This window comes from Micromonospora sp. NPDC048169, assembly GCF_040652815.1.
Lineage (GTDB): Bacteria > Actinomycetota > Actinomycetes > Mycobacteriales > Micromonosporaceae > Micromonospora.
In genome coordinates, this window is the sequence record NZ_JBEZMS010000064.1 from 1 (window position 1) to 15,972 (window position 15,972).

At 72.8% G+C, this 15,972-nt stretch carries 10 protein-coding genes; 8 read left to right on the plus strand and 2 right to left on the minus strand.

Going from position 1 to position 15,972, the window contains the following annotated elements; all coding sequences use genetic code 11:
- Nucleotides 1-671 (minus strand): M23 family metallopeptidase (locus AB0D28_RS29020; protein ID WP_357390977.1); only part of this gene is annotated, 671 nt, incomplete at its 3' end.
- 393 nt (nt 672-1,064) lie between these two features.
- Here AB0D28_RS29020 and AB0D28_RS29025 point away from each other — a divergent pair.
- The 6 genes from AB0D28_RS29025 to AB0D28_RS29050 are packed head-to-tail and all read left to right on the plus strand — an operon-like array spanning nt 1,065 to nt 11,989.
- Nucleotides 1,065-4,346 carry a DUF2961 domain-containing protein gene (locus AB0D28_RS29025; protein WP_357390979.1) on the plus strand — a complete coding sequence of 1,094 codons (3,282 nt, stop codon included), beginning with the start codon at nt 1,065-1,067 and terminating at the stop codon, nt 4,344-4,346.
- Nucleotides 4,346-6,469 (plus strand): family 43 glycosylhydrolase, encoded by a 2,124-nt coding sequence (locus AB0D28_RS29030; RefSeq protein ID WP_357390981.1) that lies wholly within the window; start codon nt 4,346-4,348, stop codon nt 6,467-6,469. Before AB0D28_RS29025 ends, AB0D28_RS29030 begins: the two co-directional genes overlap by 1 nt.
- The gene (locus AB0D28_RS29035; RefSeq protein WP_357390983.1) at nt 6,466-8,193 is read left to right on the plus strand and encodes an ATP-binding cassette domain-containing protein; all 1,728 of its coding nucleotides are present in this window, start codon (nt 6,466-6,468) and stop codon (nt 8,191-8,193) included. Before AB0D28_RS29030 ends, AB0D28_RS29035 begins: the two co-directional genes overlap by 4 nt.
- Nucleotides 8,190-9,284 carry an ABC transporter permease gene (locus AB0D28_RS29040; protein WP_357390985.1) on the plus strand — a complete coding sequence of 365 codons (1,095 nt, stop codon included), beginning with the start codon at nt 8,190-8,192 and terminating at the stop codon, nt 9,282-9,284. Before AB0D28_RS29035 ends, AB0D28_RS29040 begins: the two co-directional genes overlap by 4 nt.
- 25 nt (nt 9,285-9,309) lie before the next feature.
- On the plus strand, nt 9,310-10,302 hold the full coding sequence (locus AB0D28_RS29045; RefSeq protein WP_357390987.1) for a substrate-binding domain-containing protein: 993 nt from the start codon (nt 9,310-9,312) through the stop codon (nt 10,300-10,302).
- Between the two features lie 52 nt (nt 10,303-10,354).
- A complete protein-coding gene (locus AB0D28_RS29050) occupies nt 10,355-11,989 on the plus strand; it encodes a fucose isomerase (RefSeq protein WP_357390989.1) in 1,635 nt (544 codons plus the stop codon).
- Here AB0D28_RS29050 and AB0D28_RS29055 read toward each other — a convergent pair.
- Nucleotides 11,979-13,043, minus strand: coding sequence for a LacI family DNA-binding transcriptional regulator (locus AB0D28_RS29055; RefSeq protein WP_357390991.1), 1,065 nt, complete (start codon nt 13,041-13,043; stop codon nt 11,979-11,981). The two genes, AB0D28_RS29050 and AB0D28_RS29055, sit on opposite strands and share 11 nt — an antisense overlap.
- A gap of 240 nt (nt 13,044-13,283) precedes the next feature.
- Between AB0D28_RS29055 and AB0D28_RS29060 the strand changes: the two genes are divergently transcribed.
- Both AB0D28_RS29060 and AB0D28_RS29065 read left to right on the plus strand, forming a co-directional pair.
- A complete protein-coding gene (locus tag AB0D28_RS29060; RefSeq protein WP_357390993.1) occupies nt 13,284-14,735 on the plus strand; it encodes a VCBS repeat-containing protein in 1,452 nt (483 codons plus the stop codon).
- A gap of 20 nt (nt 14,736-14,755) precedes the next feature.
- A partial coding sequence (locus AB0D28_RS29065; RefSeq protein WP_357390995.1) for an N-acetylmuramoyl-L-alanine amidase occupies nt 14,756-15,972 on the plus strand: 1,217 nt, incomplete at its 3' end.

Here is a 15,972-nt window from a genome sequence, read left to right on the forward strand (position 1 = left end):
GTGGACACGTAGGCGTCGGCGAGTGAGCCGTGCGTGAACGCCACCACGTCATCCCGGCCGTCACCGTTGAAATCGGTCGGCGAACCACCGAAATATCGGGGCGCGGGCGGCGGCGGTGGCGTACCGCAGTTGTCGCTGACCAGGAACCTCTGGTTGTACTGGCCGGGATACGGCGCGAGCGAGACGCCGTTTATCGAGATGACCTGGCCGACGCCGTTGTAGAGCTGCTCGTAGTGCACGTGCGCCCCGGAGGAGTTGCCGGTGCTGCCGGTGATCCCGATCTGCTGCCCCTGCTGCACGTAGGCGCCGTCGGGCACCGAATAGGCGCTGAGATGGAAGTAGTAGGTGGTCCACCCGCCGCCGTGGTCGATGACGATGTAGTTGCCGGCGCCGCTGGGCTGCGAGTAGCGGCGGGCGACTCCGGCGGCGGACGCCACCTGGGGCGTACCGCCGGTGACGCCGCCGTCGGCCCGGACGAAGTCCAGCGCCTGCCGCACCTCGGCGCTGTGGTGGCTGTACGTCCACCGCTGCCCGCACGGGAACGGCGCCTTGAAGTTCGGCGCGGCCAGCGCCGGTGACGGGGTGACCACGACCGCGGTGAGGGTGGCCGCGGCCAGTGTGAGCAGCGCGACGAGGGCGCGCCGGGCGGCACGTGTCGGGAAGCTGGGCATGCGGAAACTCCTCATCGGAGGGGATGCACTGGCAGAGCGGCGCCTGGGCGCGTCAGGCCAGGGGCCGGTGTCGCCGACGGGCGGGCCCTGACAGTTCGCGTCGGAGGAGGGGCGGCTGGCGTCCCGATCGGCGGGACGGTGGCGCTGAGGAGAAGTGAAACCGCAGACTTCGGAACCTGTCAATACCCGCCGGGGTGGTTCGTGTCGGAGGAAAACTTCCTTCAGTGCCGGTTCCGCCGGGCCTGGCTGGGCGGGTCAGGGGCCGGCGTGCCGTGAAGATTCCTGCCCCGGAGGGAAAGCCGGGCGCAAGGTATTGACAACCGTGGAAGTCGGGAAGTTAACTCGCCAGCAATCGATTTCTCGCTGATCTCACGGCGCTCGGAAGGGACACCGATGAGGCTCCGCTTCAGCCGTTGGGCCGGCGCCGCAGCAGTCGCGCTGCTGGCCGTGGCCGTGCCCGCGGCCTCGTCCGCCGCTCCGACCGCCACGTCGGCGCCCGCTACCGCTCTCGCCGTCGCGGACGACAAGGGCCCGATCGGCTGGGACGCCTACCGGCGGCTCGACCGCCTGCCGGAGCTGGCCGCCGGCAGCCGTACCCACCAGTTCTCCAGCTTCGGCCGCGACGGTTCCAACGACGACGGCTTCGTCGGCACCTGGTCGTGCCTGCGCCAGAGCGGCGGCTGCGTGATCGCCGAGGCGCGCGGCCCGGGCGAGGTGCAGTCGATCTGGTTCACCCGCGACGACGGCAACGTCCGCGCCACCGGCTGGATCCGCGTCGAACTCGACGGCGTCGTGGTCGTCCAGGCCGACCTCCAGGACCTGGTCGACGGGCGGCTCGGCAGCCCGTTCGTCGCGCCGCTCGTCAGCAACGCCGACCAGACGTCCGGCGGCGTCACCGTCAAGGTGCCGATGCCCTACCGGGAGTCCATGCGGATCACCACCCAGAACAACCCGCTGTTCCACCACGTGGCCTACCGCACCTTCGCCGACGCGGCAGGGGTGTCCCGGTTCGACCCGGCCGACCCGGCCACCGACGTGGTCACGCTGCTGCGCGCCGCCGGCACCCGCGACCCGAAGCCCGCCCAGGCCGGCGCCGCCACCACCCGAGCCACCGTCACCGCCCCGGCGCAGGGCCAGGTGTCGCTGGCCGCGCTGACCGGGCCGCGGGCGATCACCGCGCTGCGGCTGCGCGTACCGGACGCCGCGGCGGGCGCGCCGACGCTCGCCGGGCTGCGGCTGCGGATGACGTTCGACGGGCGCGCCACGGTGGACAGCCCGGTCGGGGAGTTCTTCGGCGCCGGGCTGGGCGAGCGCACCGTCCGGTCGCTGATGTTCGCCATGGACTCCGCGCCCGGCGGCTGGTACAGCGCCTGGTGGCCGATGCCGTTCCGCACCGCCGCCGCCGTGACGCTCGTCAACACGACAGGCGCCACAGTCAGCGGCGTCGAGGTCGAGGTGACGTCGGCGCCCGGCGCCGAGTGGACGTCCCGGCTCGCCGCCGACGGCAGCGCCGGCTACTTCAACACCCAGTCACGCCGCGCGGAGACGGTCGGCGGCGCCGACTGGATCATCGCCGACCAGTCCGGCCGGGGCCGGTTCGTGGGCGTCTCGCAGACCATGCGCGGCCACATCATCGGCGGCAACACCCGCAACTACCTGGAGGGCGACGAGCGGGTGTACGTGGACGGTTCGCCCACGCCGCAGATCTACGGCACCGGCACCGAGGACTTCTACGAGTCGGGCTGGTACTTCAACCGCGGCGAGTACAGCGGCGTCTTCACCGGCAACACCGCGCACCTGGTCCGCGGCGGCGGATGCGCCGACGAGTGCGACGCCGCCTACCGGCTGATGATCGGCGACGCGGTGGCCTACGGCACCGCGCTGCGCTTCGGCATCGAGCACGGACCGGCCAACGACATGCCCGCCGAGTACGCCTCGACCGCGTTCCTCTACACCCAGCGCACCGTCACCACGCGCCGGACCGACACCGTCGTCACCGGCGACGCCGCCAGCCGCGCCGCGCACGCGTACACCGACTCCGGGGCGACCCAGACCGCGCTCACCGCCGCGTTCGAGGGCGACGACGACAACGTCCCGCAGACCGGCCAGGTCCGCGCGACGACCGCCCCGGTCCGCTTCCGGCTGGCGATCGACCCGGCCAACCAGGGGGTACGGCTGCGCCGCCACGGCGACCAGGCCGGCGGCTTCCAGCAGGCGGCCGTGTCGGTGGACGGCACACCGGCCGGGGTGTGGCTCCAGCCGCTGGGCAACGACAGGCAGCGCTGGCTGGCCGACGAGTTCGTGCTGCCGGCGGCGCTGACGGCGGGCCGGTCGGCGGTGACCGTCCAGCTCACCCCGGCGAGCGGCGCACCCGCCTGGACCGCCTCCCGGTACCTGGCCGACAGCATGGTGGCGCCGTTCACCGACACCGTCGCCCCGGCCCCGGTCGCCGGTCTCGCCCTGACCGGCGGGCGCGTGCACGCGCTGGGCCTGACCTGGTCCCCCTCCGCCGACGACGTCGGCGTGGTCTCCTACCGCGTCTACGCGTCCCGAAGCCCCGGGGTGGTGATCACCGCCGCCAACCTGGTCGGCACGACGCGTGCCACCACGTTCCGGCACGGTCCGCTGCCCGCCGCGCAGACCCGCTACTACCGGGTCGTAACGGTCGACGGGTCGGGCAACACCGCCGCGCCCTCGGCCGAGGTGTCGGCCACCACCCGTACCCGAAACACCAGCGACGCCGACGGCGACCGCCGCGACGACGCCGTCGACTTCACCCGCGGCGCCGCCGCCGACGTGTTCACCTCGCTCTCCGACGGCACCCGTTTCGTGCCGGACAGCCGGCCCTGGAACGACTTCTTCGCGGTCGGGGCGGAGGTGCCGCTCACCGGCGACGTCAACGGCGACGGCCGCGCGGACGTCATCACGTTCACCCGTGGCGACAGCGCGGACGTCTACGTCGGGCTCTCCACCGGCGCCGGGTACGCCGCCGGGGTCAAGTGGCACGACTTCTTCGCCGTCGGCGCCGAGATCCCGGCGGTCGGCGACGTCAACGGCGACGGCCGTGCCGACATCGTCACGTTCACCCGCGGCGCCGCCGCCGACGTCTACGTGGCGCTCTCCACCGGCTCCGGCTTCGGGCCCGGTGTGAAGTGGCACGACCACTTCGCGCTCGGCGACGAGTTCCCGGCGGTGGGCGACGTGGACGGCGACGGCCGGGACGACATCGTGACGTTCACCAGGGGTACGACCGGCGACGTGTTCGTGTCGCTCTCCGACGGCACCCGCTTCGTGGAGGACGGCTGGAAGTGGCACGACAGCTTCGCCGTCGGCAACGAGCTGCCGGCGGTGGGCGACGTGGACGGTGACGGCCGGGACGACATCGTGACGTTCACCAGGGGTACGACCGGCGACGTGTTCGTGTCGCTCTCCGACGGCGGCCGCTTCGTGCAGCACTCCTGGAAGTGGCACGACCACTTCGCCTTCGGCGACGAGCTGCCCGGCGTGGGGGACTTCAACGGTGACGGGCGGGCCGACGTGGTCACGTTCACCAGGGGCCTGACCGCTGACGTGTTCGTCTCGCTCTCCACCGGCGGAGGATTCGGCCCACCGGGGAGCCGCTGGCACGACCAGTTCGCCCCCGGCGCCGACCTGCCCCGCCCGAGCGTGTCGTGATGCGCGCCCGACGTGTCCTCGCGGCGCTCCTGCTCGGGGCGGCCCTGGCCGCCGTCCCGGCCGGTCCGGCACCGGCCGACGACCCGGTCCGGTTCGAAGCCGAGTCGCTCGCCGTCGTCTCCGCCACCGCGCCGGTCGGCGCGCAGGCCGACTGCTGCGGGGTGAGCTGGTCCGGCGGACGGCAACTGTGGTTCCGGGGCGCCCGCGCCGGTGACTCGGTGACGCTCACGCTGCCGTCGGTGCCGGCCGGGCAGTACGACCTCGGCGCGGTGCTCACCCGGGCCGGCGACTACGGCACGCTGCGCTTCGCCGTCGACGGGGTCGCGGTGGGCCAGCTCTTCGACGGGTACGCGGGCGCGGTGCAGCGCTCCGGCGCGGTACCGCTGGGCTCGGCGTCGCTGGCGGCCGGCACGCACCGCCTCACCGTCACGGTGACCGGCCGGTCCGCGTCCTCCACCGGCTTCTTCGCCGGGCTCGACACGGTGACGCTGCGCCGCGTCGGCCCGCTCGCGGCGGTCACCACGACGCCGTACGAGACGCTCGGCGAGACGCCGGCGCGGGGCGCGTCCACCCGCGTCTACGACCCGAGCGCGGGGGAGTCGACGACCTGGTACTACAACGACCACACGCTGGTACGGCACCAGCAGACCGGTGTGTGGCACCTGTTCGGCATCACCCACGCCGAACCCGGCGCGCCGCAGGACGAGAAGGTCTTCGGGCACGCCACCGCGCCCACCCCGAGCGGCCCGTGGACGAAACGGCCGGTGGCGCTGGCCGCCGACCCCGGGGCCGGGGAGCAGTGGATCTGGGCCCCGCACGTCGTCCACCACGACGGCGTCTACTACATGTTCTACGCGGCCGGGAACCCGGACTACGCCCGGTACCGCATGCACCTGGCCACCTCGACCGACCTGTTCACCTGGACCCGCAGCTCCGCCAACCCGCTGTTCACCGACGGGTGGGAGGGCCGCGACCCGATGGTGACCCGGGTCGGCGACCGCTGGGTCATGTACTACACGGCCACGTCGAGCCCGTCCGGCGGCAACCACGTCGTGGCGTACCGGACCAGCACCGACCTGCGTTCGTGGAGCGGCCGCGCGATCGCGTACACGTCGCCGCACACCGGGCAGGCGGGCGGGCAGACGGAGTCGCCGTTCGTGGTGCGCCGAGGAGATTGGTGGTACCTCTTCGTCTGCTGCGACGGCACCGACTACGGCGCCGCGTACCGGCGGACGGCCGTCTACCGCAGCCGCGACCCGCTGCGCTTCGACGGCGCGGAGAAGGTGACGGTGCTGGACGCGCACGCCGCCGAGGTCGTGGTGGACGGCTCCAACTGGTACCTGACCCACGCCGGCTGGGGTCAGGGCGGGCTCTGGCTGGCGCCGCTGACCTGGTCGACCGGCGTGGTGGCGCGCGGCTGGACGGTGACCACCGGTTTCCTCCGCGCCGACGTGCGCACCTGGCCCAGCGCCCGGATCGCCGAGCTGGCGGTGGACCCGGCCGGCGCCGGCAACCACCGTCCCGCGCTCGACTCGTCGCACCGGGGAACCGGCCCGTACCTCGCCGTCGGCCGGTTCGACGTGACCGACCGGGCCGGCGCCCCGGCCCGGGTCGACGTGTCGGCCGACGGCTCCCGGATCAACCTGGTCGGCATCCCGTTCGGCGACGAGCCGGTCACCGCCGACTGGCTGCTCACCGTGACGCCCCGGTGGACCGGCCCCGGGTTGCAGAGCGACGTCACCTGGTCGGTGAACGGGTGGCCGACCGCAGCGGTGTGGGAGGTGGCGTTCAACATCGACGGCGCGTCCCCGCTGGTCGGCGACCCGGCGGTGGAGGCGCGGCCGACGGGTGACGTCACCGGCATGCCCCGCTGGACGATGAGCACCGGCGACGGGCTCTCGGTGGTCGCGTCGCACCGGTGGGGGTCGGCCTGGCGCGGCGACAACACCTGGTACGACGCCGGCCACGCGATGGCCGCCTGGCAACCGCTGTGGCGCGCCGGCGGCCTGTCCTGGGCGCCCGGCCAGTACGCGGGCGGCACCTGGCGCCTGACCGCGAGCGGGGTCCGGCGGGACGTGCCGTTCGCCGACGCCGCGCACGCCGCGACAAACGCGATCCCGTGACCGGCGTGGACACCCGCGACGCGCCCGGCCCGAGCGGCCGGGTGGTGGTCGCTACGACCGGCGTGGCCAAGCGGTTCGGCGGCGTGACTGCCCTCCACGGCGTCGACTTCGACGTGCGCGCCGGTGAGGTGCACGCGCTGCTGGGCGAGAACGGCGCGGGCAAGTCCACCCTGATCAACATTCTCTCCGGCGTCATCACCGACTACGACGGAGAGGTCACAGTCGACGGGACGCCGGTACGGTTCACCGGCCCGGCCGCCGCCCAGGCCGCCGGCATCGCGACCATCCACCAGGAACTCGACCTGGTGCCCGCGCTGTCGGTGGCCGACAACCTGGTGCTCGGGCGGGAGCCCCGGACCCGGCTGCGCACAGTCGACCGGCGGGCCGCGGCGCGTACCGCGCGGGAGCACCTGGACCGGCTCGGCGCCGACATCGACCCGCGCCGCCCGGTGGGCTCGCTGCGGGTGGGGGAGCAGCAGCTCGTCGAGATCGCCAAGGCGCTCGCCCTGGACGCCCGCGTGCTCGTCATGGACGAGCCGACGGCCGCGCTCGCCGACGGGGAGGTGCGGCGGCTGTTCACCACCGTCGACGGCCTGCGCCGGCGGGGCGTCGGTGTCGTCTACATCTCCCACCGGATGGAGGAGATCGAGGTCGTCGCGGACCGCGCGACGGTGCTGCGCAACGGTTCGGTCGCCGGTGTCGTGCCGGCCGGCCGGATGGACCGGCGGCGGATCGTGGCGATGATGGTCGGCGGCCGGGCCGCGTCGCTGTTCAAGCCCGCCCCGGCCGGCAGCCCCGGCCCGCATCCCGAGCCGGCGGACGCCGCCGGCAGTCCCGCTCCGCATCCCGAGCCGGCGGACCCGGCCGGCAGTCCCGCTCCGCATCCCGAAACGGCGGACGTGGCCGGCACGTCCGCTCCGCGCCGCGAGACGGCCGGGACCGGTGCCGGTCCGCTGTTGCGCGTCACCGACCTGGCCGTGCGGCCCCGGGCGCCCCGGCCCGGCCGCTGCGAGCCGGACGGCGTCAGCCTGACCGTGCGCGCAGGCGAGATCGTCGGCCTGGCCGGACTGATGGGCGCCGGCCGTACCGAACTGCTGGAGACCCTCTTCGGCGCCGGGCCCGCCGGCCGCCGCACCGGCACGGTCCTGCTGGCCGGCCGCCCGTACGCGCCGCGCCGTCCCCGCGCGGCGCTGCGTGCCGGCGTCGGCTTCGTCCCCGAGGACCGGCGCCGTTCCGCGCTCGTCCTGGAACACCCGGTCGGCCGGAGCATCGTGCTGGCCGCGCTGTCCAGGCTGACCTCGGCCGGGATCGTCAGCCGACGCCGGGAACGGGCCGCCGTCGCGCGGTCGGTCACCGGCCTGGCGATCAAGACGGCGTCGGCGGCCACGCCGGTCGGCGCGCTCTCCGGCGGCAACCAGCAAAAGGTGGTCTTCGCCCGGCACCTGCTCACCGAGCCGCGGCTGCTCCTGTTGGACGAGCCGACCCGCGGCGTCGACATCGGGGCGAAGGCGGAGATCTACCGGCTGCTGCGCCGGCTCGCCGACGACGGCATGGGCATCCTGCTCGCCTCCTCGGAACTGCCCGAGCTGCTCGGCGTCTGCGACCGGGTGGTGGTGCTGCGCCGCGGCCGTGCCGTGGCCGACCTCGCCACCGACGGCTGCACCGGCGAGGACATCCTCGCGGCGGCGATGGGCGGCCCGGCCGGCGGAAGGGACGACAGATGACCGACACCCGCGTGCCGCCGCCCGAGCCGGCCGTGACCGAGGCGCCGCCCGCCGCCGGTACGGTCGGGCTGCGCGGCGCCACCGCCCGCTGGCTGCGCCGCCCGCGCAGCCGCCGGGAACTCGCCGACCGGCTCTTCGCGGTGCAGAGCCTCTTCGCGCTGCTCGTGGTCTTCGTCGTGGCGATCCTCGCCTCACCGCGCCGCGACGGCGAGATCCTCTTCCTCACCGCCGGCAACCTGGGGAACATCGTCCGCGCGGTGTCGGAGATCGGCATCATCGCGATCGGAATGACATTCGTCATCCTGCTCGGCGGCATCGACCTGTCGGTCGGGGCGATCCTCGGCCTGTCGGCAGTCGGCACCGCGACGCTCATGGTCGACTCCGGGCTGGGCATCCTGCCCGCCGTCGCGGCGGTGCTCGCGATCGGCGCGCTGTTCGGCGCACTCCAGGGATACGCCGTGGCCCGCCTCGGCATCCAGTCGTTCATCGTCACCCTGGCCGGTCTCCAGGTCGCCCGGGGCATCGCCCGGATCTGGTCCGGCGGCCTCGGCATCCCGATCGCCTACGGCGACGGACCCCAGGAGGCGCCGCCCGCCTTCGAACTGCTGAACGGCTCGATAAACGGCGTGCTCCCGGTGCCGGCGGTGCTGTTCGTCCTGATCGGGGTGGCCGCTGTCGTGGTGCTGCGGACGACAGCGTTCGCCCGGCACGTCTACGCGATCGGCGGCAACGAGAAGGCGGCCCGGCTCTCGGGCGTACCCGTGACCCGGGTCAAGGTCGCCGTGTTCGCCGTCGCCGGCCTCCTGGCGGCGGTGGCCGGCGTCGTCCACGCGGGACAGCTCAACCAGGGCAGCCCGAACGACGGCGCCGGATACGAGCTGGATGCGATCGCCGCCGTCGTCATCGGCGGCACCAGCCTGGCCGGCGGCTCCGGCTCGATGGGCGGCACCCTGGCCGGCGCGCTGCTGCTCGGCATCCTCAACAACATCCTCGCGCTCAACAACATCGACGCCAACGTCCAGCTGCTGATCAAAGGACTGGTGATCGTGCTCGCGGCGGCGTTGCAGAAGCTGCGCCGCGGCATCGCCTGACCGAACCGACTCCGAGGAGCCACCGATGGACAAGCGAACCACACTGCTCGCGCTGCTGGTCACCGGCGCGCTGGCGGCGACGGGGTGCAGCGTCGAGAAACCGTCCGACGACGCCGGGCAGGCCCGCGCCTGCGGCGCCGGCAAGGACTTCCTGATCGGCATGTCCCAGGCCAACAACGCCGAGCCGTACCGGCAGGTGATGAACAACGACGTGCAGACGGCGGCGAAGTCGGTTCCCGGCTTCCGCGTCGTGGTCTCCGACGCCGCGCAGGACAACAGCAAGCAGGTCGCCGACGTGGAGAACTTCCTCACCCAGAAGATCAACCTGCTGATCATCTCGCCGAACGAGGCCAAGCCGCTGACCGCTGTGGTGAAGAAGGCGTACGACCAGGGCGTGCCGGTGATCGTGCTGGACCGCAAGGTCGAGGGGGAGGCGTACACCGCGTTCATCGGCGGCGACAACGTGGCGATCGGCAAGGCGGCCGGCGAGTTCTACGCCACGACGCTGCTGCCCGACGGCGGCAAGGTGATCGAGATCGCCGGGCTGCCCGGCTCGACCCCCGCCGCCGAGCGCGCGCAGGGCTTCCGCGACGGCATCGCCGCCAACCCGAAGATCCAGATCGTCGCCTCCCAGCCCGGCGACTGGCTGCGCGAGAAGGGACAGTCGGTGGCGGACGCGCTGATCAAGGCCCACCCGGATGTGTCCGCGATCTACGCGCACAACGACCCGATGGCCGAGGGCGCCTACCTCGCCGCGAAGTCGGCGGGCATGGTGCAGCGGATCAAGTTCACCGGAATCGACGCGCTGCCGGTGCCCTCCGGCGGGATCAAGGCCGTCGAGCAGGGCCGGCTCGGCGCCACGTTCCAGTACGCCACCGGCGGCCGGGAGGCGGTCGAGCTGGCCCGGAAGATCCTCGTCGACTGCGCCGAGGACGTCCCGCGTACCACCACGCTGGGCACCATGCGGATCACCAGGGAGAACGCCGCCGAGGCGTACGCGAAGCTCGGTGGCCTCTGAACGCGGCCGCGTCCCGTCCCGCCCACCGTCCGCCCGTCGAGGGAGCCGCCCCGTGACCCGTTACACACTGCCCGTGCCGGTCGAGCGTCCGGCCGCCCCGCCCCGCACCGTCTACACAGTGGCCAGCGGCGACCTGCGGCTGAGCGCGAACGTCACCTGCTGGCCCACCCAGCGGCAGCTCGAAGCCGACCTCGCCGCCGCCGTCACCGCGCTCGGCTGGCACGTCCGGCGCGGTCACGACGTCGACCCGGTCAGAGGACACGGCTTCATCGACAGCCAGCGCGCCGGGATCGAGGTCTTCCGGAGCATCCCGGCCGACGTGCCGCTCATCGTGGTGGAGGCGGTCTGGCAGTACAGCCACCACGTGCTGGCCGGGCTGCGCGCCCACCGCGGGCCGATCCTGCTGGTGGCGAACTGGAGCGGGCAGTACCCCGGGCTGGTGGGCCTGCTCAACCTCGCCGGCAGCCTCACCAAGGCGGGCGTGCGGTACTCGACGCTGTGGAGTGAGGACTTCACCGACGAGTGGGCGCGTGACGGCCTGAAGAAGTGGCTGGAGACCGGCGAGGTGACGCACGACGAGAGCCACGTACGCCCGCTGCCGGCGCTGCGGCCGGACGAGGAGGTCGAACTCGGCGTGGCGCTGGCCCGGCAGCTCGTCTCCGAGCGGGCCGTCATCGGAGTCTTCGACGAGGGCTGCATGGGCATGTACAACGCCATCATCGACGACGAGCTGCTCAACCCGATCGGCATCTTCAAGGAACGCCTCTCGCAGAGCGCGCTCGTGGCGGAGATGGCGCGGGTGCCCGACACCGAGGCGCGGGCGGTGCTCGCCTGGCTGGAGACGGCCGGGATGACGTTCCACACCGGCACCGACGAGGCCACCGAACTGACGTACGCCCAACTGCTCAGCCAGTGCCGGATGTACGTCGCCGCGCTGCGCATCGCCGACGACTTCGGCCTGGACGCGGTCGGCATCCAGTACCAGCAGGGGCTCAAGGACACCGTCCCGGCCAGCGACCTGGCCGAAGGGCTGCTGAACAACGTCGAACGCCCCCCGGTGACCAGCCGGGACGGCTCCCGGGAGCTGTACCCGGGCGCGGCGCTGCCGCACTTCAACGAGGTCGACGAGGGCGTCGCTGTGGACTCGCTTGTCACCAACCGGATCTGGACCGCGATGGGCCTGGACCCGGCGACGACGCTGCACGACATCCGCTGGGGACAGCGGTACGGCGAGCACTTCGTCTGGGTCTTCGAGATCTCCGGTTCGGTGCCCGCGTCGCACAACGGCGGCTACGACAGGTCGTACAGCATGCGTCAGCCGCCGATGTACTTCCCGCTCGGCGGCGGCACGCTCAGCGGCGTGTCGAAGCCGGGGGAGATCGTCTGGTCGCGGGTGTTCGTGATGGACGGCTGCCTGCACGTGGACCTCGGGCGCGGCACCGTGGTGGAGCTGCCCGAGGCGGAGACCCGGCGGCGGCTGGACGCCACCACACCGCAGTGGCCGATCATGCACGCCGTGCTGCACGGCGTGGGCCGCGACCAGTTGATGGCCCGGCACAAGGCCAATCACGTCAACGTGGTCTACGGGCCCGACGCCGACACCGCCGACCGCGCGCTACGGGTCAAGGCCGCCCTCTTCGCCGAGCTGGGCGTACGGGTGCACCTGTGCGGGGAGGTCACGATCTGAGCGAGCCGGCGGCAGTGCCGTGCGACGGGGTACGGCCGGCGGCTCGGCCCCGCCGGCGGGCCGACGGCGCCGAGCTCTCACGGACCCGCAGCTCGGTGTGGAGCACCACGGTCGAGGGCACCTTGGCCGGGTCGGCGATCCGCTCGACCAGCAGCGTCGCGGCGGTCCGTCCCAGGTCGTACGTGGGCTGTGCGACGGTGCTCAGCGAGGGCCGGACCAGGTGCGCCCACGGGATGTCGTCGAACCCGACGATGCCGAACGGGTCGGGTACGCCGATGCCGTTGTCCACGAGGCATTCGACGGCGCCCACCGTCATCAGGTTGTTCGCCGCGAACACCGCGTCCGGCGGCTCGGCGGTCTCCAGCAGCGAGGCCATCGCGCGGTAGCCGCCCTCCTCGCGGAAGTCGGCGTACCGGATCAGGTCCTCGGTGGCCTGGCGTCCGCTGGCCTTCAGGGCCCGCTGGTAGCCCCGCAGCCGCTGCATGGCGGTGGAGATCCGGCGCGGGCCGGTGATGCACGCGATCCGCCGGTAACCGCTGTGCACCAGGTGGGCGGTCGCCTGCTCGGCGCCGTGGGTGTTGTCCACCAGCACGGTGTCCACCTCGACGCCGCGCGGTTGTCGGTCGATCGCCACGACCGGGATGCGCGCCTGCACCAGGCGGCTGATCAGGGCGGGCTTCCCGGACGAGGAGATGATCACCCCGGCCATCCGCTCGGCCAGGGCCGCCGCCACGTAGCGGGCCTCCTTCTCCGGGTCCTCGTCGCCGTTGCAGAGCACGACGGAGAAGCCGGCCTCCTGCGCGACGTCCTCGACGCCGCGCACCATCGAGGTGAAGAACGGGTTCCCGATGTCGGAGATGATGACCGCCCAGAGACTGGTCCGGCTGCGGCGCAGGCTGCGCGCGACGGCGTTCGGGCGGTAGTCCAGGTCCTGCGCGGCCTGCCGCACCCGGGCGGCCATCTCCGGGTCGACCGAGGCGCGCCCGTTGAGGACGCGGGAGACGGTCGCCGGTGACACTCCCGCGCGACGCGCCACGTCGTAGATGGTCGTCATCGCGCTCCCGTCGTCGTCGCCCGGGCTGCTCCGACCCGGCCCCCGTCGGATGGTGACGTACCGGAGGGAGACCGCCACCGCGGGAGATCGCTCGGAATCCTATACCCGTCCAGCAATCGATTTCCGGCCGGGTGGGCCGGGCCCGCCGGCGCTATTGACATCGATGTGGATGACTACGAGACTCGTCAGCAATCGATTTCTCGCCCGGCGCCGCCTGGTCAGCCCACACCCCCGAGGAGCATGGTGAGACGAAACCTGCTGGCGCTGCTTGTCGCGCTCTGCACCGTCACGGCGGCCGGCGCGGTCGGCGCGCCGGCGGCCGCCGTACCGATCGGCACGCTCGCCTGCCCGTCCGTCCCGGCCACCCACGACCCCGCCGTCACCGTGATCGTCTACCGGGTGGCCCGGTCGTACAACGTCGACGACAAGGTCATGCTCTCCACCTTCGAGGCGGGGTGGGTCGAGTCCCACATGAACAACCTGCCCTGCGGCGACAAGTCGAGCCTGGGCGTGTTCCAGCAGCGCTGGGACTACGGCTGGGGCACCCTGGAGCAGATCATGGACCCGGTCTACGCCACCACGCAGTACGTCACCCGCGCGATCACCTGCGACCGCAACAACCCCGGCCACACCGCCGGGCAGGTCGCCCAGTGCGTCCAGCGGTCAGGCTTCCCCGACCGGTACGACCAGGCGGCGGCGACCGCGCGGACGCTGCTCAACCAGGCGGCGCGTACCCACGGCATGGCCGGCGGCTCGTCGACGGACGTCAACGGCGACGGCCGCGACGACATCCTCACCTTCACCCAGAACGCCACCGCCGACGTGTACGCGAGCACGTCGACCGGCACCGGCTTCGCCGGGACGTCGGTGAAGTGGAACGACTTCTTCTCCATCGGCGGGGAGACCGCGTCGACGGGCGACGTCAACGGCGACGGCCGCGACGACATCGTCACGTTCGCGCACGGCAACACCGGCGACGTGTACGTGGCGCTGTCGAACGGGTCGGCGTTCACGTCGCCGGGCAGGTGGCACGACTGGTTCGCCCCCGGCGCGGAGATCGCCGCCGTCGGCGACGTCAACGGCGACGGCCGCGACGACATCGTCGCGTTCACGCACGACGCGACGGCGGACGTCTACGTGGCGTTGTCGACCGGTTCGTCGTTCGCCGGTACGGCGGTGAAGTGGCACGACTACTTCTCCATCGCCGGGGAGTTCCCCGCGCTCGGGGACGTCAACGGCGACGGCCGCGATGACATCATCACCTTCACCCAGGGCCCCGCGTCGGCGGCGGACGTGATCGTCGCCCTGTCGACGGGCAGTGGTTTCGGGGCGCCGCAGAAGTGGCACGACCTGTTCGCCGTCGGCACCGAGCAGCCCCGCGTCGGCGACATCAACGGTGACGGACGCGACGACATCGTCACCTTCACCTGCAACACCGACGCCGACGTCTACGCCGCCACCTCCACCGGTTCGTCGTTCACCGGCACCACCATCAAATGGCACGACTTCTTCTGCCTGCCGGGCGAGTTCCCCTACCTGGGCGACGCCAACGGCGACGGCAAGGACGACCTCATCGTCTTCACCAAGGGCGCCACGAACGACGTCTACGTCGCCCTGTCCACCGGCACCACGTTCGGTGCCAGCAGCAAGTGGCACGACTACTTCGGCCTCACCGGTGAGGTGACGCTGTGACGCCAGGATGGGAGGCCCCCGTGGCCGGAACACGACGGAGACGGCGGCGCGTCGGCGTCGCCCTGCTGGCCGCGGCGCTCGCCGGCGCGGTCGCGGTGCAGCCCGCGTCCGCGTCCGCGACGCCGCCGGGCCGTACCGCGCTGGACACCGCCTTCGTGCGGGCGGCGCAGGAGTACGACGTGCCCCGGGACGTCCTGGTGGCGGTCGGCTACGGCGAGTCCCGCCTGGACGGGCACGGCGGCAAGCCGAGCCAGGCGAACGGCTACGGGGTGATGCACCTGGTGAGCAACCCCGCCCAGCGCAGCCTGGAACGGGCGGCGGCGTTGACCGGTGAGCCGGTCGCGCGCCTGAAGACCGTCACGCCCGCCAACATCCGCGGCGGCGCGGCGGTGCTGCGCGAACTGGCCGACGCCGAAGGGCTGACCGCGCGGGACCGGGACCGGGTCACCGCCTGGTATCCGGTGGTGGCGCGGTACGGCGGCGCGGCAGACGACGCCACCGCCCGCCTGTACGCGGACGGGATCTACGAGCTGGTGCAGCAGGGCATCCCGGGCGCCGTGCCGGTCCGGGCGTACCGGGTCGAGCCGGAGCGCGGCCGCTACGCCACGGTTCCGCCCGCCGGCACGGCGTCCCGTACGCTCGCCGCCGCCGTGCCGGAGTACCCGGCGGCGCGGTGGGTCGCCGCGAACGGCGCGAACTACGGCGTCGGGCGGTCCAGCCGGATCACCACCGTGATCCTCCACGTCACCCAGGGCTCGTACGCCGGCACCGTCAGCTGGTTCCAGAACCCGTCGTCCGGCGTCAGCGCCCACTACGTGGTGAAGTCCAGCAACGGCGAGATCACCCAGATGGTCCGCGAGGGCGACACCGCGTACCACGCCCGGTCCGGCAACGCGTACGGCGTCGGCATCGAGCACGAGGGGTACGTGGACAACCCGGCCTGGTTCACCGACGCGATGTACCGTTCCTCGGCCGCGCTGACGCGCTACCTGTGCGACAAGTACGGCATCCCGAAGAACCGGACCGGAATCAAGGGGCACAACGAGATCCCGGGCAACGACCACACCGACCCGGGGCCGAACTGGAACTGGAACTACTACCTCTCACTGGTTAACCAGGGCGGTGGCGGGCCGGCCGCGCGGTATTTCGGTGGTTCGCCGACCGATTTCAACGGTGACGGCCGGGATGACGTGGTGGCGTTCACGCACGGCTCACTCGCCGACGCCTACGTGTCCAC